17 protein-coding genes are annotated in these 19540 nt (G+C 63.1%); 11 read left to right on the top strand and 6 right to left on the bottom strand.

The features are described from left to right. Nucleotides 1–154: 154 nt before the first annotated feature. From ACUXVX_RS11640 to ACUXVX_RS11625, 4 genes are read right to left on the bottom strand one after another with little or no spacing between them, the layout of a single operon-like run. Nucleotides 155–1363, bottom strand: coding sequence for a beta-ketoacyl-[acyl-carrier-protein] synthase family protein (locus ACUXVX_RS11640; protein ID WP_222492831.1), 1209 nt, complete (start codon nt 1361–1363; stop codon nt 155–157). A gap of 44 nt (nt 1364–1407) precedes the next feature. Continuing rightward, the gene (locus ACUXVX_RS11635) at nt 1408–1671 is read right to left on the bottom strand and encodes an acyl carrier protein (RefSeq protein ID WP_222469407.1); all 264 of its coding nucleotides are present in this window, start codon (nt 1669–1671) and stop codon (nt 1408–1410) included. 34 nt (nt 1672–1705) lie between these two features. Next, nucleotides 1706–2800: a UDP-3-O-(3-hydroxymyristoyl)glucosamine N-acyltransferase gene (lpxD, locus tag ACUXVX_RS11630; RefSeq protein ID WP_446308437.1), complete on the bottom strand. Its 1095-nt coding sequence runs from the start codon at nt 2798–2800 to the stop codon at nt 1706–1708. Nucleotides 2801–2804: 4 nt separating this feature from the next. Then, nucleotides 2805–4424 (bottom strand): L,D-transpeptidase family protein, encoded by a 1620-nt coding sequence (locus tag ACUXVX_RS11625; protein ID WP_446308436.1) that lies wholly within the window; start codon nt 4422–4424, stop codon nt 2805–2807. 412 nt (nt 4425–4836) lie between these two features. Here ACUXVX_RS11625 and ACUXVX_RS11620 point away from each other — a divergent pair, with 412 nt between their 5' ends. The 10 genes from ACUXVX_RS11620 (at nt 4837) to ACUXVX_RS11575 (ending at nt 13449) form a co-directional block, all read left to right on the top strand. Next, on the top strand, nt 4837–5409 hold the full coding sequence (locus tag ACUXVX_RS11620; protein WP_222469409.1) for a YcbK family protein: 573 nt from the start codon (nt 4837–4839) through the stop codon (nt 5407–5409). Nucleotides 5410–5588: 179 nt separating this feature from the next. Next, nucleotides 5589–6572, top strand: coding sequence for an LLM class flavin-dependent oxidoreductase (locus tag ACUXVX_RS11615; RefSeq protein WP_446308435.1), 984 nt, complete (start codon nt 5589–5591; stop codon nt 6570–6572). 132 nt (nt 6573–6704) lie between these two features. Next, a complete protein-coding gene (locus tag ACUXVX_RS11610; RefSeq protein WP_446308434.1) occupies nt 6705–7712 on the top strand; it encodes a glycosyltransferase family 2 protein in 1008 nt (335 codons plus the stop codon). Between the two features lie 159 nt (nt 7713–7871). Continuing rightward, nucleotides 7872–9167: a caspase family protein gene (locus tag ACUXVX_RS11605; protein ID WP_446308433.1), complete on the top strand. Its 1296-nt coding sequence runs from the start codon at nt 7872–7874 to the stop codon at nt 9165–9167. Continuing rightward, nucleotides 9161–9994 (top strand): M15 family metallopeptidase, encoded by an 834-nt coding sequence (locus ACUXVX_RS11600; RefSeq protein ID WP_446308432.1) that lies wholly within the window; start codon nt 9161–9163, stop codon nt 9992–9994. Before ACUXVX_RS11605 ends, ACUXVX_RS11600 begins: the two co-directional genes overlap by 7 nt. 187 nt (nt 9995–10181) lie before the next feature. Continuing rightward, nucleotides 10182–11390: a tyrosine-type recombinase/integrase gene (locus tag ACUXVX_RS11595; protein ID WP_446308431.1), complete on the top strand. Its 1209-nt coding sequence runs from the start codon at nt 10182–10184 to the stop codon at nt 11388–11390. After that, entirely contained in the window at nt 11390–12217 is an 828-nt protein-coding gene (locus ACUXVX_RS11590; protein ID WP_446308430.1) for a hypothetical protein, read from the top strand. Before ACUXVX_RS11595 ends, ACUXVX_RS11590 begins: the two co-directional genes overlap by 1 nt. A gap of 77 nt (nt 12218–12294) precedes the next feature. After that, entirely contained in the window at nt 12295–12489 is a 195-nt protein-coding gene (locus ACUXVX_RS11585; protein ID WP_446308429.1) for a helix-turn-helix transcriptional regulator, read from the top strand. 96 nt (nt 12490–12585) lie between these two features. After that, a complete protein-coding gene (locus tag ACUXVX_RS11580; protein WP_446308428.1) occupies nt 12586–12873 on the top strand; it encodes a winged helix domain-containing protein in 288 nt (95 codons plus the stop codon). Between the two features lie 117 nt (nt 12874–12990). After that, nucleotides 12991–13449 (top strand): helix-turn-helix domain-containing protein, encoded by a 459-nt coding sequence (locus tag ACUXVX_RS11575; RefSeq protein ID WP_446308427.1) that lies wholly within the window; start codon nt 12991–12993, stop codon nt 13447–13449. A gap of 676 nt (nt 13450–14125) precedes the next feature. On the opposite strand, the gene ACUXVX_RS11570 is transcribed toward ACUXVX_RS11575, so the two are convergent. Next, nucleotides 14126–14464, bottom strand: a complete 339-nt coding sequence (locus tag ACUXVX_RS11570) for a hypothetical protein (RefSeq protein WP_446308426.1) — start codon at nt 14462–14464, stop codon at nt 14126–14128. Nucleotides 14465–15605: 1141 nt separating this feature from the next. Here ACUXVX_RS11570 and ACUXVX_RS11565 point away from each other — a divergent pair. Beyond that, nucleotides 15606–19058, top strand: a complete 3453-nt coding sequence (locus ACUXVX_RS11565; protein ID WP_446308425.1) for a class I SAM-dependent DNA methyltransferase — start codon at nt 15606–15608, stop codon at nt 19056–19058. A 62-nt stretch (nt 19059–19120) separates the two neighbouring features. On the opposite strand, the gene ACUXVX_RS11560 is transcribed toward ACUXVX_RS11565, so the two are convergent. Then, complete coding sequence (locus ACUXVX_RS11560) at nt 19121–19315, bottom strand: hypothetical protein (protein WP_446308424.1); 195 nt, start codon at nt 19313–19315, stop codon at nt 19121–19123. Nucleotides 19316–19540: the final 225 nt, after the last annotated feature.

The raw sequence follows: 19540 nt of genomic DNA, 5'->3' as shown, positions 1-19540 counted from the left end.
CCCACACCCCCCGGAGATATTTGAACCAAGATGAAGATCAGGGGCGCGGTTTATCAGGGGCGCATTTGATTCAAATTTTCCGCACAGGTGTGCCTGCCGCTGGGGCCAGCCCTCGGTTCGTTCGGCCGGGTGAGCCGGAACGGGCGCAGCTGTTTCAGACCTTCTTCAGCGCCAGCACCGCGTTCAGCCCGCCGAAGGCGAAGGCGTTGGAGAGGACGACATCGACCTTTGCGTCGCGGGCCTCGTTGGGCACCACGTCGAGCGCGCATTCAGGGTCTGGCTCCTCGTAGCCGATGGTCGGGGCGATCACACCGTCGCGCAGGGCCATGATGCAGGCCAGAAGCTCCACCGCACCGGTGCCGCCGATCAGGTGGCCGTGCATCGACTTGGTGGAGGAAATCATGAGCTTGTCGGCGTGGGAGCCGAAGACATCGGCCACCACGGCGCATTCGGTCTTGTCGTTGGCCGCCGTGCCGGTGCCGTGGGCGTTGATGTAGCCGACCTCGGCGGGGTTGATCCCGCCGTCGCGGAGCGCCCCGCGCACCGCCCGCGCCGCGCCCTGCTTGGAGGGCATGACGATGTCGGCGGCGTCCGAAGACATGGCGAAGCCGACCACCTCGGCGAGGATATCGGCGCCGCGCGCGCGGGCGTGGCCCATCTCTTCGAAGACGAAGACCGCCGCGCCCTCGCCCTGCACCATGCCGTTGCGGTTGGCGGAGAACGGGCGGCAGGCGTCCTTGGACATCACCCGAAGCCCCTCCCAGGCCTTCACCCCGCCGAAGCTGAGCATGGCCTCGGCCCCGCCGGTGACCATAGCGCGGCTGGCGCCGGAGCGAACCATGTGGAAGGCCTGCCCCATCGCGTGGTTGGAGGAGGCGCAGGCGGTGGAGACCGAATAGCTCGGGCCCTTGAGGTTGTACTCCATGCTGACGTGGGAGGCGGCTGCGTTGTTCATCAGCTTGGGCACGACGAAGGGGTGGACCCGGTTCTTCCCCTCTTCATAGACCGTGCGGTAGTTCTCATCCCAAGTGTTCACTCCGCCGCCGGCGGTGCCGAAGATCGCCCCCGCCTCATCCGCGAGCAGCCCGTGAAACTCCAGCCCCGACTGGGCCAGCGCCTCCTTGGCAGCGAGCATGGTGAACTGGGTGAAGCGGTCGTAGAGCGCGATCTGCTGGCGGTTGAAGAACTCTTCGGGGTCGAAGCCGCGCACCTGCCCGCCGATCTGCACCGAGAGGCGCTCCACGTCGCGGACATTGATGGTGTCGATCCCGCAGCGGCCCTCGGCCATTGCGGTGAAGGTCTCGGGCACGCTCTTGCCGAGCGCATTGATCGTGCCCATGCCGGTGATCACAACACGGTTCATGGCTCGGGGCATCGGGCCTGCCTTTCGGGGTCTTGCTGCGGCCGTCAGGCCTGTTCTTTCACCAGCCCTTCGACGGCCTCGACGATGGCCGCCACCGAGGAGATATCGAAATCGCTCTCGGAGGGTTCGTTGGCGTTGAAGGGCACCTGAATGTCGAAGGCCTCTTCGATGGCGAAGATGCTCTCGACCAGCCCGAGGCTGTCGATGCCGAGGCTTTCGAGCGTGCTGTCCATCTTCACGTCCGATGGCTCGAGCACGGCCTGCTCGGCGATGATCTGGATGACCTTGGTTTTGACTGCGTCCGACATACCGCCCACCTGTCTGTTACGCCCTTGTGCCCATTTATGTGCTGGGGCCGGGTTTGGAAAGCTTCTTTCGCAACTCTGTAACGTCTGCATGAAGGCGCGGCAGACGGCGCAGGCCCTTGTAGGCTTCGATGCTGGCCTTCATCTCCATTGCCGGATTTCCCAGCATCACCCGGCCCTTGGGCTGGTTGGTGCGCAGCAGGGTTCCGGCGCCTGCGATCACGTCATCGCCGATGTCGAGATGGTCGGTGACGCCCGCCTGGCCGCCCAGAACCACGCGGTCGCCCAGCCGGGTGGAGCCGGCGATCCCGACCTGCCCGCAGAGCAGGCAGTCGCGCCCGGTGCGGACGTTGTGGCCGACCTGCACGAGGTTGTCGATCTTGGTGCCCGAGCCGATCTCGGTGGGGTGGATGGTGCCTTGGTCGATGCAGGCGTTGGCGCCGACCTCAACATCATCGCCGATGACCACGCCGCCGAGGGAGTGGATGCGGGCATAGGCCTGTTGGACAGCCTCGCCGCGCTCGCCCAGCGTGGCGCGCACCGCCTCGACTGCGCCCGCCTCGGGGGTGACGAAAGAGAAGCCGTCGCCGCCAATCACCGCGCCGGGCTGGGCGATGAAGCGCTCGCCGATGCTGACGGAATGGCCGATGCGCACGCCCTCCCGCAGCAGGCAATCCGCCCCGATCTGTGCGCCGCTTGCGATACTCACATGGGCGGCGATGCGGGCGTTCGGGCCGATGACGGCTCCGGCCCCGATCACCGCCAGCGGGCCGATGGCGGCGCCCTCGCCGATGATCGCGGTGTCATCCACAACGGCGGAGGGGTGGATGCCGGGCGCGATGCGCGGCCCGGCGTCGAGCATCGCGGTCAGCCCGGCCATCGCGTAGCGCGGGCGGGGCGCGAAGATGACCGCGGTCAGGTTCATCGCCTGCCAGTCGGCCCCTTCCCAGACCATCGCCGCCTTGGCCGCGCCTTCGGACAGCCCGGCAGCGAACTTCGGGTCCATCGCCAGTGCAAGCGCATCGGCCCCAGCGCGGGCCGGTTCGGCGGCGTGGGTCACCTCAAACGCACCATCGCCCTCGAAGCGGGCTCCGAGGGCGATGGCAATGTCTTCTATCTTCAGGGGTGTCACGGTGTCAGCTTTCGACTCCGCGGAGCTTTACCCCCATCTCGGCCAGCGCATTCCAGATGCGGGCGTCGCGGCCATAGATATCGTCGCGGTAGTTCATGTGGCCGCGGGCCTGGGTGAAGGCGGTGCGGTAGATCAGGTGGACCGGGACCTGCACGTCGAGATCGACCCGCGTTTCGGACCCGGTGCGCAGGCGCGACTGGAAGGCGCCAACAGGATCGTCGGTCTGCCGGGCCAGCAGGGCATAGGCAAAGTCGAACGGGTCAGCGAGCCGGATGCAGCCGTGCGAGAAGGCGCGGACATCGCGGTTGAACAGGCTCTTGGAGGGCGTGTCGTGCAGGTAGATGTTGTACTTGTTGGGGAACATGAACTTCACCAGCCCGAGCGCATTGCCGCGCGAGGGCGGCTGCTTGATGGCGAAGGGGAAGTTGCGGGCGTTGTAGGCGCGGAAGTTCACCGCGCCGCGGGGCACCACGCGGCCCCGCCGGTCGATCACCCGCAGGTGGCTGACGGCGTTGGGGTTGCGTTGCAGCAGCGGCAGATACTCCTTGGTGGCGATCGAGCGCGGCACGTTCCAGGTGGGGTTGATCACCATGTGCTCCATCGTGTCGGAGAACTCGGGCGTGCGCTGGTCGGGGACGTTCTTGCCCACCACCGAGCGGGTCTCGAAGGTGACCTTGCCGTTGTCGATGATCTGGGCCTTGAAGTTGGGGATGTTCACCAGCACGTGGCGCTCGCCGCGCGGGCGGTTCAGCCAGCGCTCGCGCTCCATGGCGACGATGACCGACTCCAGCCGCGTGACCGGCGAGACGTTGAGCGCGGCAATGGTGCCCGGCCCGGCGACCCCATCGGCAGAGAGGCCGTGGTCGATCTGGAAGGTCTGCACCGCGCGTTCGATCGCGGCGTCATAGCTTTGCGAGGCGGAGCGGGCGAGATAGCCCATTGCGATCAGACGGTTACGCAGGGCGACCACGGCAGGCCCCTCCTGCCCCGGCTCCAGCGCCTTGGCCTGCACCGTGGGACCCCAGCCGCCACGGGCCACCGTCTTTTCCAGCTCCAGCTTGCCGCGCATCAGCCGCACATATTCGGGCGTGCGGGGCATCAGGCCACGGAAGAACTGCGCTGGCTCCTTGCGGGTGAACTCGGTGAGCAGCGCCTCGGGGGCGCGGCGCGGGATCTCGCGGACGATGCCACTATCAATCCTGCGCGGCTCGGTGGCGCCCGACTGCAGGTCGCGGGCGAACTGCACCAGCATCTGCGCCGCCAGCACCTCGACCCGGCCCCGCTCGCGGGTGGAGCGGGCCTGCGCGAAGGCGGCCTTCAACTCGGCGGGGTCGTAACGGACGGAGGGCAGCCCGTGATCATCGGCCGAGGCCAGCGCCCGCAGCAGCGCCGCGCGGCGCTCCATGTCGGCCTCGCCGGTGAAGAGCGGCTGGTAATCACGGTTGCGGTAGAAGGCCCCGATGCTCTCGTTCTCCGAGGCGAACTCGGCCACCGCCTGCTTGAAGGCAGAGATCTGGAACTGCGAGCTGACGTCTTGCGCCGTGGCCGGAAGGCTGATGGCCGCACAGCCCAGAAAGAGGGCGGCAAGGCCTGCGCGCCCAACACGGGCGGGGCGGAACGTCATCGAAAGGGGCATAGGGTCCTCGGGACTAAGTGTTCGCTTCAATCAGGATTACCCAAGGTTTCCCGAAGCTTCCATGATTGTCGATTCACATTTGAGTCGGTTTGTGCGGAGCGGGGGGGGGGAAACCGTGCCGAATTGGCAATTAACTGTTTCTAATCAGAGCATTGCGCCGCAAACCTAAGGGCTTGCGCTGTTGCGCCAAAGCCGCGCCACGGCAGTGCTGAAAATTGTTCCAGATCAACGCGATCTTAAGCAAATTCCTGCTTATTTACCCCCGAAACAGGGGCGTTGCAGAATTGCGCCTTGGCCGGAGAATCGCTTTGTGGCATAGAAAACGTGCATCTGGGGATGGGATGACAACGCGGTCAGCCGAAAAGGCGGCCAAGTGCAAGAGACGGGCACGGGGACAGGCATGACAATCGAGACAGGCTCTTCCAAAATCTCGCGGCGCGGGTTGCTCGGAGCGTTCGCCGCTACGGCCCTCGTGGCCGCACCCACCTATACCAAGGCAGCAGGCTTCCTCCGCGGCGCCGGCGATATCCGCCGCATCCGCATGTACAATGGCCGGACCGGCGAAAGCATGGACGCGATCTACTGGATCGAAGGCGATTACATCAAGGACAGCATCAAGGAAGTGAACTACTTCATGCGCGACTGGCGGCGCGATGAGGTGAAGGCGATCGACATTCGCACCATCGACATCATCGCCGCCGCTCACAACCTGCTTGATGTGCGCGAACCCTACATGCTGCTCTCGGGCTACCGCAGCCCGGCGACCAATGCGATGCTGCGCTCGCGCTCCAGCGGCGTGGCCAAGAACTCGCTGCACCTCAAGGGCCAAGCCGCCGACCTGCGGTTGAAGTCCCGCTCGGTGAATCAGGTGGCCCGGGCCGCCGAGGCGTGCCGCGCTGGCGGTGTGGGCCGCTACCACGGCTCCAACTTCGTGCATATGGATTGCGGCGTGGTCCGCAGCTGGGGCGGCTGAGCCCCCTGCCCTCACCAGCCTGCTGAAACGCGCCCGGGATTGCCTCGGGCGTTTTTTGTTGGGGGTGGCGTCATCGGGTGTGAGGCAACATGCCCGCGCGCCCGCCGCGACACGCGCGCTTCGCTTGCCCGGCGCAGGCAAGGCGCTAGATGCGCGGGACCACTGCAAGAGGCCCCCCGATGATCCCCTATTCCGTGCTCGATCTCGCCCCCGTTCCGCAGGGCGCCACCACCGCCGATGCGCTGCGCAACACGGTGGAGCTGGCCCGCCACGCCGAGGCCTTGGGCTATCGCCGCTACTGGCTGGCCGAGCACCACAACATGGTGGGCATCGCCTCTGCCGCGACGGCGGTGCTGATCGGCCATGTGGCGGGCGCGACCGAGCGCATCCGCGTCGGCTCCGGGGGCATCATGCTGCCCAACCACAGCCCGCTGATGGTGGCCGAGGCCTTTGGCACGCTGGCCACGCTCTTCCCCGGCCGGATCGACCTTGGCCTTGGCCGCGCGCCGGGCACCGACATGGCCACCGCCCGCGCCCTGCGCCGGGGGTTGGGCCGAGAAGATACCTTTCCGCAGGACGTGGTGGAGCTGATGGGCTATCTGGCCGCGCCGGAAGAGGCGGAGCGGGTGCGGGCGGTGCCCGGCATGGGCACGCAGGTGCCGATCTGGATGCTGGGCTCTTCGCTCTTCGGCGCGCAGCTTGCTGCCCACCTCGGGCTGCCCTATGCCTTTGCCTCCCATTTCGCCCCCGGTGCGCTCGACGATGCCATCGCCACCTACCGCGCCAATTACCGGCCCTCGCAGGCCCACCCCGAGCCCCATTTCATGTTGGCGGTCAATGTCTTCGCCGCCGACACGGATGCAGAGGGCACGCGGCTGCGGACCTCGATGCAGCAGGCCTTTCTCAACCTGCGGCGCGGCATGCCGGGCTACCTGCCCGCCCCGGTCGATGACATCGCCGCGCTGGCCTCCCCGCCCGAATTGGCGATGGTGGAAGAGGCGCTGAAGGTGAGTGCCGTGGGCAGCCGCGAGACGGTGGCCGAGAAGCTCCAGAGCCTGATTGCCCGCTACGCGCCGGATGAGCTGATCCTGACCGGCCAGATTCACGACCATGCCGCCCGGCTCAAGAGCTTCGGGATCGCCGCCGAGGTGCTGGGCGGCTGAGCCTGTTGCGCCCCTGCGCCGGATTAACCCAACCGTAAGCCTGCCGCGCAGAGCCGATTGGTAAGCACCGCGCCATTGGGTAGACTCAGCGCAAGCAACCGAGCCCGCAGGGGCCATGAGGAGCAGAGTGACATGCGCGTGACGTCGATCACCCCGATGAAGAACGAGGGGCCGTATATTCTGGAGTGGGTCGCCCACAACCGGGCCATCGGCCTCAACGACATGCTCGTCTTCACCAATGACTGCACCGACGGCACCGACCAGATCCTCGAACGGCTCGACGAGATGGGGCTGGTGCGGCACATGCCGAACCCCTCAATCCTTCACACCAACCCGCGCCACCACATCATCCTGATCCGCTACATCAACGAGGTGCTCCGCCTGCGCCGCTCGGACTGGGTGACCAACCTCGATGCCGACGAGTTCGTGCGGGTGAACACCGGTGGCGGCCGGCTCGAAGATCTCTTCACCGCCCTGCCCGAGGCCCATTGCATCACCATGTCGTTGCAGACCTTCGGCAACGGCGGGGTCGACGAGATTGCGCCGGGCGACAAGCTGGTGACGGAAACCTTCACCCGGCGCGGCGACAGCAGCCGCCACAGAAGCCCGGTGAAATACCTCGCCCGCGGCGACTTTCCTTGGCTCAAGTTCAACAACAACTCCCCCCAGATCGCCGAAGAAGACCTCGACCAGGTCAACTGGGTCAACGGCAATGGCACCCCGCTGCCGCGTGAGCTGATCGCTGAGCCGTTCAAGGGGATGAAGGCGGTGCACACAGGGTTCGATCTGGTCGAAGTGGCGCATTACACCATCCGCTCCTACCAGGGCTTCCTGCTTCAACGTGACCGGGGCTCGGCCAATCCGTTGAAGGGCCAGACCGAGACGGTGCTGAACATGGAAGATGCCATGAAATACTGGCGGCGGTTCAACAGGAACGACGTGGAAGACACCAGCTTCACCGCCCTGCCCGGGTTGCGCGACGCGGTGGACGAGCTCTTGAAAGACCCTGAGCTGAAGCGCCTGCACGAGGCGGCGCTGGCATGGCACCGCAACCGGGCGCAGGAGTTGATGCAGGTGCCCGAATACCGCGAGCTTTACGACAGCATCCGGGCGCAGCACGCGGAGCAGATGGCGGGCTAGCGCCGCCACCCGGCAGGCACCCCCTCCCCTCTCCCGCGATGCTGCCACCGATCACGGCGCTTCACGGGTTTGACATATCGCCGCCGTCATGCTCCGCTTTGGCAGCCCGAGGGCACGCACCCGTTGCCGGCGCGTGATGGGCAGATGAGCGGGGAACAGATGACCATTGCGCAGCAAGGGCTTCGACCTGACCGGGTTTTGCGGGCGCTTCTGCTTCTGCTGATCTGCCTCTGCACGGCGCCCGCACTGCGCGCGCAGGACCGCTCCGCGATTGCCCTGCCCGCCTCCGCCGGCTCCCGGCTGGCGCTGGTTGTTGGCATCGACAATTACGACAACGTCACCCCGCTCCAGAAAGCGAACAACGACGCCACCGCCGTGTCTGAAACGCTGGCGAGCGTCGGCTTCAAGGTGACCCGGGTGCTGGATGCCGACCGGCGCAGCCTCAACCGCGCGGTCTCGCATTTTTCGGCCGAGATCAGGCCGGGCGACGAGGTGGTATTCTACTTCGCCGGTCATGGCATCGAGGTGAACGGGCGCAACTATTTGCTTCCGGCAGATGTGCCCTCTGCCCTGCCGGGGGATGAGGAGTTCGTCGTCAGCGAGAGCATAGCCGCCGACCGGGTGCTCAGTGGGTTCAGGTCGCGGGGCGCGCGGGTGACGCTGCTGATCCTCGACGCCTGCCGCAACAACCCCTTCCCCACCAATGCGCAACGCTCGCTGGGCGGCGCGAGCGGGCTCGCGCGGATGGACCCGCCCGAGGGATCGTTCATCCTGTTCTCTGCCGGATCCGGGCAGACCGCGCTCGACCGGCTCTCCGATGGCGACCCGGACCCGAACTCGGTGTTCACCCGCGCGCTGCTGCCGCGCCTTCGGCAACAGGGCATGGCAATCCACGATCTGGTGCGGGCGGTCCGGACCGATGTGCGCGACATGGCCGGAACGGTGCAGCACAACCAGTTCCCGGCCTATTACGACCAGCTTTCCGGGGATTTCAGCTTCAACCCAACCGCGGCCTCACTGACGGCGCCCGCCCTTCAGGCAACCGAGCCTGAGCCGCAAGCCGCGCCCCGCGCTATCGACCCCTGCGACAGGGCACGGAGCGATTGGCAGGTGCTGGCCACCACCGAGAGCGCCGAGGCGCTGAAGGCCTTTTTGCGCAAATATCCCGACTGCCCGATCTACCTTGCCGCCGCCGAGGAACGGCTCGCAACCCTGCTCGCCCCGAGCGCGCCGACACCTCCGGCCCAGCTTGCGGTGCCGGCCGGGGACAGCTGCTTTAACCTCTGGTACGCCCGCAACCTGATCTTTCATCAGAAGGGCTTCTGCTTCCAGTCCGACAGGGCCAAGCAGTACTTTGACACCAGCCGCTGCACGACCCGCTCGCCGCGTCTGACCGCAGCCGAAAAGCAGCAGGTCGAGATGTTGCAAGCCACTGAAAAGGCGCAAGGATGCTGAGAACGAAGCTCGCCGCGCTCTCGCTGGCGCTGGGGCTGATGCCCCCTGCCAGCATGGCCGACTGCGTGGCGCGGGACTTTCTGGCGCTGCCGCTGCCCGTGGCCCCCGAACGCCCCGACATCGCGCTGGCGCTGGAGCTGGCCTACGAAGGTCTGGTGGTGGATGAGGCGGCGGGCGTGCTCACCTACAACGGACAAACATTCGCCTTGGGAGAAGATCCGGGCCGCAAACCGCAAGAGCGGCTGGCGGACCCGTCGATTGCAGAGACATTCGCACAGGTCTACCCGCTCGCCTTCGACCTCGGCCCAAGGGAGCAGCCCTGGTTCGACCCGGGCCGCGCCCGCAGTGACGCGCTCTTCAAGGCGCTCTATGGAGCGACCGAATCCGAGGTGGCCGCAAGCCTCATGCGCGCCGACTTCCGGCGCGGCGGCACGGCCGCCCGGTTCTCGGCCAGCAGCCGGCAATGCGTGGCGAGCCAACTCCAGGCCGCGCTTGATGCCATTGCGGCAGAGGGGCCGGAGGTGGAGAAGGTCTTTGCCGAGGTGGGCGGCAGCTTCAACTGGCGCAAGATCGCCGGCACCTCCCGCCTGAGCGCCCACAGCTTTGGAATCGCAGTGGATTTCAACACCGCACTGGGCGGATACTGGCGCTGGTCGGGCGGCACCGAGGGCAACGCGGGCGCCTACCGCAACCAATACCCCGAGGCGCTCGTGCGCCAGATGGAACGCTACGGCTTCATCTGGGGCGGCAAATGGCACCACTTCGACGGCATGCACTTCGAATACCGGCCAGAGCTGATCCTACACGCGAGGCTGGTCGGCGGATAGGCGGGCGCCTGTAGCGAAGCATCTGTTAGATCGGAGAAATCTGGCGGACCCAAGATCCGCCGCTGGGAATTCTAACCCGTTCCGAGTAGCCCTTATTTACAAAGTCTAAATGGCTTCACTTGTCTTGTAAGTTCCGAAGACACCCCCCATATTCCAATAAGAATTGGGGGGTAGAATGGCGGGTAGCATGACTGAGGAAGATACCGGCACACGGCGCAAGCATCCCGAGAAGGCGCTTTCTGCGGCATTCGTTCGGACCACCACCAAGCCCGGCAAATATAGCGACGGCCACGGCCTGACTCTGATAGTGGACAAGTCGGGCGCGAAACGGTGGATTCAGCGAATTATGGTGCGCGGCAAGCGCACCGAGATAGGCCTTGGCTCCACCTCGCTTGTGAGCCTCGCAGAAGCCCGTGAGAAGGCGCTGGAGAACCGGAAGCTGGCTCGCGCCGGTGGAGACCCTTTGCAGGCCAAGCGCACCGCACAGGCGCTTCTGACATTCGAAGAGGCCGCGCGTAAGGTGCACAAGCTGCACGAACCGACATGGCGCAACAAGAAGCACGCGGCACAATTCATCTCGACACTGGAGACCTACACCTTTCCGCGCATCGGCAAACTTAAAGTCTCGGAAGTGACAACGGCAGACGTGCTGGCCGTTTTGCAACCGATCTGGCTGGAGAAGGCCGAAACGGCGCGGCGCGTCCGTCAACGGATAGGCACCGTTATGAAATGGGCTGTGGCGAACGGCTGGCGGCAAGACAACCCTGCCGAGGCCATTACCCAAGCCCTGCCGAAACACGACCGAACACCGAAGCACCGCAAAGCACTGCCCTATGACAAGGTTTCGGAGTTTCTGGTGGCCCTCAAAGCCTCAGAGGCGGGCGAGGCCACCAAACTGGCTCTGGAATTGCTCATCCTCACCGCATCCCGCTCGGGCGAGGTCCGGCTGGCCGATTGGTCCGAGTTCGATCTGGAGAACGCCACTTGGACCCGCCCTGCCGAGCGCATGAAGATGAAGAAGGAGCACCGCGTTCCGCTCTCTCCACGCGCTCTGGAGGTTCTGGCCGACGCCCGCAAGCTGAATGGCGGTGAAGGTCTGGTTTTCCCCGGCATGAAACACGGCAAACCCCTCTCCGACATGACCCTTTCAAAGCTGGTAAAGGCGCTGGGCTATGACGTTGACGTGCACGGCTTCCGCACCTCGTTCAAGACTTGGGCGCAGGAGCGGACCAACTTCGCGCGGGAGGTGTCAGAGGCGGCGTTGGCCCATGCCGTAGCGGACAAATCCGAAGCGGCCTATGCTCGGTCAGATTTATTCGAGAAGCGGCGAAGAATTATGGACTCCTGGGCTGCGACACATGTCGCTGACCGTGCCGTTGTCGTGGGGTTTAACTAATGTTCGCCCCCTTGGGATTCAGCACATTCGATGAAGTCGCTGGGCATGTTTATACCGCTGCAGAGGCAAAGTGGCCGATGAACCGTAACATGGTGAGGTGTCTCGAAGACGGCTCAATTGACTGGAATGGCGACCACATAACGCTGCATATGCTCTATAGCACATGGCTGATGAACCGTGTCGTATCGAATTGCGAAGCATACTTGGCGTCCCGTGACGGGCAAATTTTTCGGGCAGGGAGTACTTTCTTCTCAGCAAGCCAATGGCAGGAGAAATTTGATGACTCGCTCGCCTACCAAGAGCCAGTCACGGCGTCCTTCCTGTCCTATCAGCATCTTTATGACACGTTCACATACGCCATCCACCCTCAGTTTCGCTACATTGATACTGGTACCGGCATCATACGAATGATGGAGGAACCTCCTGGCTTGGCAGACGCGCTTAACAAAAAGACTGGAGAGGAAAAGACGCACGTCTCACAGTTGTACCCCGATGATACTTGGACTGAATTTGAGCTGGTCCAGCCGTTTTTCGGCTGGTCGGTCTGCTTTAGGGAAGGCTCAATTGCAGCAAAACTTGAGGGCCATCTCAACGACACAAGCGCGGAGACCATTGGGAGGATGAAGCGGCCTCGCGGCGGACGCCCACCAATGGCAGCGAAGGCAGCAAGGGCATATCGACTCAAGTATCCGAAGGGCCATGCACCAAAGACGTGGCAGGAAGTGGCGGATGAATTCGGCGTGAGCTCGAAGACAATTCGAAACGGCCTAAAGCTAATCGAGGGTGCAAAATCGGAAAAAAGTGGGAACGAACTTGGCTCTGGATAATTACCGATTATTCCATTTTGTTCTGCCAAATCGTCCGGCTACCACCGAAGGAATCCTAACCCTTCCGCGAGGTAACCATGACCGAAAGACACTTCCGCCGCCCTGCCGTTCAGGAACTGACTGGCTTGAGCCGGTCTAGCCTTTATTCTCTGATCAGTACGGGCGATTTCCCGCGCCCAATTCGCATTGGGAAACGCGCCGTAGCTTGGCCCGAGAGCGCCGTCAGCGCCTGGCTGGCTGCACGACCGGTTGCAGGGGCAGAGGGCAGGTAAACCAACGCCCACGCAGTCAGAAAACTGGCGCGGGCGCTGGGCACAGTTAGCACCTACCCACCTAACGCGCCTCAACATCTGAGACAAGGAAATCTCATGAAGATCGAGGTAACGCTTTTGAGCGAACAATCCCGCACGTTCCACTTCGATGGCCGTATGGGCTGGGCGATGGTCCAGCTTGCCAATGCAGGCGCAAAGGGGGTGACACCCGTCACCAACCCCGCACCCCGCTGGAGCGCCTACGTCCACAAGCTCCGAAAGGCAGGGATTCCCATTGAAACCGAGATGGAAGAACACGGCGGCACCTACTCAGGCCACCATGGGCGCTACAGGCTCGCCTGTGACGCTCAAGTGCGCATTCTAGGGCCGGAGGTGCTGACATGACTGACAAGCGCCCCCCTGCCCCGCCGTTGGCCGTTCTGCGCCTGATGCGAAAGCACGGCCTGTCAGAGCCTAGCGCGGGCGCACTTGCGCCACATGCGTACGGGGAGAATGCTCTCTATGGGTAAGAAGCACAGAGGCAAGCGCGGCGATAGCGGCCAATATGTGAACGTACCCTACGCCATGCTCAAATCTGCAGCTTGGCGGTCCCTCTCAGGGGCCGCCGTCAAGCTCTGGTTCGAGCTACATGCCCGCTACAACGGCGGGAACAACGGCAAGGTTCGGCTATCCATGAATGAGGCCACAGAGGCGCTGGGCATCGGCAAGGCAACCGTCAGCCGCGCCTATGCAGAGTTGCAGGCCAAGGGCTTCATTGCTCTGACCACGCCGGGAAGCTGGTATCACCGCTCCGCGCACGAATGGCGATTGACGACAAAGCCCGTCGATCTGGTGAAGGGGAAACAACCGCCCACGAATGACTGGCGAGATTGGCGACCCGACTCCGGCACGCCGCCCCGGCCAAAAACAGAACGCGGTTCTCATGCGGACCCGTCAGCCGATCTGGTGGTTCCGCCCTGAAACCCACGCGCCCGCTTTGGGTCCGCCACGGCACCCGTGAGCGCCGTTTCCGCGCCGCTCGTCGGTTCTGAGATGGAACACTAATACTTACCACTCACCTGAGCTTTGAGCGTGAGAAACACGCACCGCATAGGACAGTGGAAGCTAGGACACCCTGGCCCGTCAAAGCAGAGTTGAGCTGGGGCCGCTCTAGCCACAGGGCACGAGGCTTTGGCGGACCGAGCCCTAAGAATGCCCTAACATGAACTGCGCTTCAAAACGCGAGCCTCCGAGAAACACGCGGTCGCGGATGGACAGGGTCAACAATGCTCAACAAGCGCGGCGAAGTTCGCGCCGTTCTCGTGCCGCAGCTTTCCTGCAGCGAGCGTTGCAATAGACGGCATCGGCGCGGAGGTAGTCAGGCAGTTCGCTAGCGCAATGACGACATACCCAAGTGCCGCTAGCAAACCGCCGCAAGATCCGCGTAGCGCGGGCCTTACGGTTTCCCTCGTTTCCGCTCCAGAGGTAGGCATGAAACAATACCCTTGGGCTATCTGATTCATGGTCAATCCAGAGAGCATGAGGGTCGGGTCCGGGCATGTCGTCTCTTGATTTAATCGGCACTCAAAGGCGGGTTACTGCATTGTAATGCTTAGATTGAGATTGCACAGTTCATCCTTGCCAAGCAATCGTCAGTTCACCTGCAGCGTTTTTCCGACCTTGCCAATTTAATGGCATTCAGTTGGCCTTTAGCGATGGAAAGCTGCGCTTCCGGATCGTTGCCAGCCATACTTGCGACCGGCAGACCGAGCATAAAAACACCGAATGCGTCATTGCTAGCTGCCGCGCTTTGCTTTGCTGAAAGTTGCTCTACGGCAATTTCGCCCTTGGCCTGCATCTGGGACAACGTCGAGCACGAATACGCTTTATATGGCCGATGATCAATTTTCGCAGCGGCGACCGCTTCTGGTTGCTTTGCACATCCAGCGGCGAGCACTGCTAGTCCGGCAATTGCCGCAAATCCAAGTTTCCGCATTTTCCCTCCGACGCAAAACTTCTGGAGGACGGTAAGGCGAACACTGATTAAACGGCAAGGATATTGCAGACATTCCAAAACAATTTCAACGAGTTATGCAACCAATGGTGCGCGATGGCCCCAGCGTTTCACCCTAGGGTTGCCCCCCACTTCTCACTAAAAGGATTGGCCTGCACCCGGCATTCCGTTTTCAATAGTGAACTTGATGCGAACGCTAGTTTGCACTCCAAGGGGAGCACCTTGGCCGCTCGGAGATTTTGCTTACCCCACACACCTTCACTTGACCTGTCGCAGGATCTGCAACCCATACCACTCTACCGCCCGCTGATATTATAAATGGTCCTGAAGGCACAGAGACCTCTTCGGATACGCTTTCAGATTGGGACATTGGACGAGAAGGACGGAGCACTTCTCCGTCAAAAACTAGATTCCCGTCTTCGTCAAATTCAACGCGGGAGGTTTGTGCCGATACAGCGCTGGCACAGAGAATAACGGCGATGGTGGACAGTCTGAGCATCCGGAGTGCTTACGTCACTGCGGTTCGAACGTCCACCACTGTCCAATCCATTGCCCCATGTAGAGGGGGGCACATAGAAATTCAGCTACATTGCACTGGGACCCGGCGGAACCATGCATTGTGTGTCTCCACAATTGGGGGATTCTCGAAGTCGATCCAACGCAAGATGGCGGTCAATTTGGGGGGCAGCGCAACGCCCGCCGCACTTAAATCACTGTTCTTACGAACAAATTTCGATGATACTGGCGGACCCAAGAGGATTCGAACCTCTGGCCTCTGCCTTCGGAGGGCAGCTTGGACGGGGAAGCACCCCGGAGCGACACCTACCAGCACAATGCAGAAACACACACGATTACAGCTTGTTACGGGTGGCAAGCTAGTCCCACGGCGAAGCAGCGTCAAGCAGGCACGGCCTCGCTCTGTCACAGTCCGGTGTGACAGGAGTGTGACCGAGAGGGGGGCCAAGGGGGAAACAGGCTTGCGGGGATAGGTAGATACCCCCTCGGAAAAATGTGTCGAAAAATCACGTTGGCCCGGCACCAGACCGCAGCAGATTGACCGCCTCCCGCTAGACGGTTCTTATGCTGCCAATGGGGCAACGACCCTGAAGAGGGATAGGACTGCGTGGACGTTGAAGAGTTTATTGGCAAGTGGCGGGAGAGTGGCGGCAGCGAGCGGGCCAACTTCCAGCGGTTTGCAGACGACCTGACGCAGCTCCTCGGTGTCGAGCAGCCCAAGGTTGCCTCCAGCAGCGACCAGAATGACCACTACCGCTTCGAGCGCCCGGTGGCCTTCGGCCCAACCGCCGCACAGAAGACAGGCTTCATCGACCTCTACAGGCGCGGCTCCTTCGTCATGGAAGGCAAGCAGGGGGCGAACGCCGCCGCAAGGGACCCGAACCAGACCAGCCTCGCGCTTGACCCGCAGCCCGTAACCGTCCGCACCGGCCACGGGGTTCGCGGGTCGCGCAAGTGGGATGACACCATGCTGAAGGCCCGCAATCAGGCGGACAGATACGCACGAGCCATCGCCCGGGAGGACGGCTGGCCGCCCTTCCTGCTGGTGGTGGACGTGGGGCATGTCATCGAGGTCTACGCCGACTTCTCCGGGCAAGGTCAGGGCTACACCCAGTTCCCAGACGGCAATCGCTACCGGATCGGGATGGACGACCTGCGGGATGAAGAGGTGCGCAAGCGGCTCAAGGCCATCTGGGAGAAACCGCAGGAGCTGGACCCCTCGCTTGTCACCGCAGCCGTTACCCGGGACATCGCCGCGCATTTGGCCGAACTCGGCAAGAGCTTCGAAGGTCAGGGTCACTCCACCGAGACCGTGGCCCGCTTCCTCATGCGCTGCCTTTTCTCCATGTTCGCGGAGGACGTTGAACTCATCCCGCGCGACAGCTTCACCGAGCTTCTGAAGAAGCTGCGAGGGCACCCGCAGGACGCCGTGCACGCGCTCGCTGGCCTTTGGGACGCCATGGACAAGGGCGAGTATGCCCACGCCCTCACGACCAAGGTGAAGAAGTTCAATGGCGGCCTTTTCAAGGACCCGTCCGCCCTGCCCCTCAACGAACTCCAGCTCGGGCTGCTGATCGAAGCTGCCACAGCCGACTGGAAGCAGGTGGAACCCGCCATCTTCGGCACTCTGCTGGAGCGTGCGCTGGACAAGACCCAGCGGCACAAGCTGGGGGCGCACTACACGCCCCGGGCCTACGTGGAGCGGCTGGTGACGCCGACCATCATGGAACCCCTCCGGGCCGACTGGAAGGACGTACAGACCGCCGTGCAGCGGCTCACCGAGGACGGCAAGGCGGATGATGCCCGCAAGCTAGTGCATGACTTCCACCGCAAGCTCTGCGAAACCAAGGTGCTCGACCCGGCCTGCGGCTCAGGCAACTTCCTCTACGTGGCGCTGGAAATGATGAAGCGGCTGGAGGGCGAAGTGACGGCCCTGCTGACCGATCTGGGCGAGGAACAGGGCGCTCTGGGCCTTTCCGGCATGACGGTGGACCCGCACCAGTTCCTCGGGATCGAGCTGAACCCCTGGGCCGCCAATGTGGCGGAGCTGGTGCTGTGGATCGGCTATCTGCAATGGCACTTCCGCACCTACGGCAACGCCGCCCCTTCGGAGCCGGTGCTGCGGGACTTCCACAACATCGAGCACCGGGATGCCGTGCTGGAATGGGAAGACCGGGTGCCGCGCGTGGATGAGGCAGGCAAGCCGGTGACCCGATGGGACGGGGTGACGACGATGCGCCACACGGTGACCGGCGAAGAAGTGCCGGACCCTTCAGCGCGGGTGCAGGTTTATGAATACATCAAGCCCAAGGCGACCAAGTGGCCGGAGGCGGATTTCATAATCGGCAACCCGCCTTTCATCGGCAACAAGCGGATGCGGGAGAACCTCGGAGACGGCTACGTTGAGGCGCTTTGGAAGGCCTACCCCAAGATGCCCCAGAGTGCCGATCTGGTCATGTTTTGGTGGGAGAAGGCCGCCCTCACCGTAAGGTCCTATGATGCCAAAAAGGGGAAAGGCACCCGACGCTTTGGCCTAATTACCACCAATTCAATCACTATGACCTTCAACACCCGAGTTCTGCGGCCTCACATCGAGGCCACTAGGAACCCCCTCTCGCTGGTATTTGCGATCCCGGACCATCCTTGGGTCGATAGCTTATACGGCGCAGCAGTTCGCATCGGCATGACGGTTGCCGCAAAAGGAACCCGCCAAGGAAGCCTTCTTATTTCCAAGGCCGAGTCAAAGGAACGTTCTGAAGCGGAAGGCAGGCAAGTCACGTTCGACCATAACTTCGGGAAGGTTTACGCAAATCTCAGAATCGGCGCTGACACTCTCGGCTGCAAGGCGCTGATGGCAAACTCTGACTTGGGGTACATGGGTGTCATCCCAGTGAACTTAGGGTTTGTGATAACTCCTAGGCAGGCTGAAAACTTCGGCTACGACCCGCAGTCTTTGCCCACTGTTCTCAGAAGTTACATGAATGGGAGCGATCTTACTTCAGGTAGGCGAAACCGGCTCATCATCGACTTCTTTGGCCACACTCTGGAAGAAGCTAAGGCCAGGCACCCTAGATTGCTACAAGTCCTGATGGATGAGGTGAAGCCGTTTCGGGATCAAGTTAGGCGCAAGGGTCACCGAGAGAACTGGTGGCTGTTCGGCGAACAACGCCACGGTATGCGATCTGCGTTAGCTGGCCTACACCGGTACATCGCAACCGTCGAAACCTCAAAGCATCGAACCTTTTCATTCATGGACAAGGGCATTCTTCCCGACCAAAAATTGAGAGTGTTTGCATTGGAAGAATCTGAGTACCTGTCCATTCTTTCGTCACGGCATCATCTTGTCTGGACACTCGCCAAGGGAGGGACACTGGAAGATCGACCGGTGTACACTGCCACAGTGTGTTTCGATCCCTTCCCTTTCCCCGAACTAACAGAGGTCTTGCGCAAGCGTCTCCGTGAACTGGGTGAAGAGTTGGACACCCACCGCAAAGCCCAACAAGCTGCCCACCCCAAGCTCACCCTGACCCAGATGTACAACGTGCTGGAAAAACTCCGCGCCGGGGAGACCATCGAAGGCAAGGACCGGGAGATATACGACCAAGGACTGATCGGCATTCTCCGCGACCTCCACGACCAGATCGACGCCGCCGTGGCCGAAGCCTACGGCTGGCCTGCCGATCTCTCTGACGACGACATTCTCTTCCGCCTCGTGGCCGTCAACAAGGAACGCGCCGAGGAGGAAGCCAAGGGCCACGTCCGCTGGCTCCGCCCGGAGTATCAGAACCCGGCAGGCGCGGCGCAGGCCAAGGGCAAGACCGGCGAGATGGACCTTGGCCCTGTCATCATCGTGGACAAGGCCCCGTGGCCCAAGGCCCTGCCCGACCAGATCGCCGCCGTGCGGGAGGCGCTGGAGGAGGCCCAGGAGGCCACACCCGAGCAGATCGCCCGGACCTTCAAGCGGGCACGCACAACGAGCGTACAGCCCCTTCTGGAGAGCCTAGCAGCCCTTGGGCAGGCGGTGCCTTTGGACGGTGGCCGTTACGGCGCGGAGCGGTAGCCGAAAGAAGACAGATACCCGGAGAGGTGATGCGGGCGAGGCTTGCGCCCCGCCCTTCATCGTCATGCCCCGCCCTTCAGCAGGTTGTCTCGTTTCCACAGTGGCTGGAGGTTGCGGAAGTTGCAGAGCGCCAAGAGCTGATCCAGCGTCCGCGCTGCCGAGAGCGGGATGATGTGGTCCACCTCCCACTGCCCGTAGCGGTCCCAACTCATGCCGTGGGTGAACTGCCCGGCGATATGGCCCCGGAGGCGCTCCAAATCGCACCCCAGAGCCTCCCGGGGGCTGCCCCTGCCCCGCAGCATCTGCCCTGCCCTTCGCTGCACCGACCGGAACATCCGGTAACCCGGGTCGGCTTCACCGCGCTGGGTCTCCCGTGCCCGGGCCTTCTCGGCATTGCAGGCGACACACTGGCCGTTGCTGACGTACCTTTCGGCCCGGTGACCGGCCTTGCAGGGACGCCCGGTCCAGAAACGAGAAAGGCC

The organism is Vannielia sp. SX4 (assembly GCF_052828525.1).
This window is presented reverse-complemented; position numbering and strand designations above follow the sequence as displayed.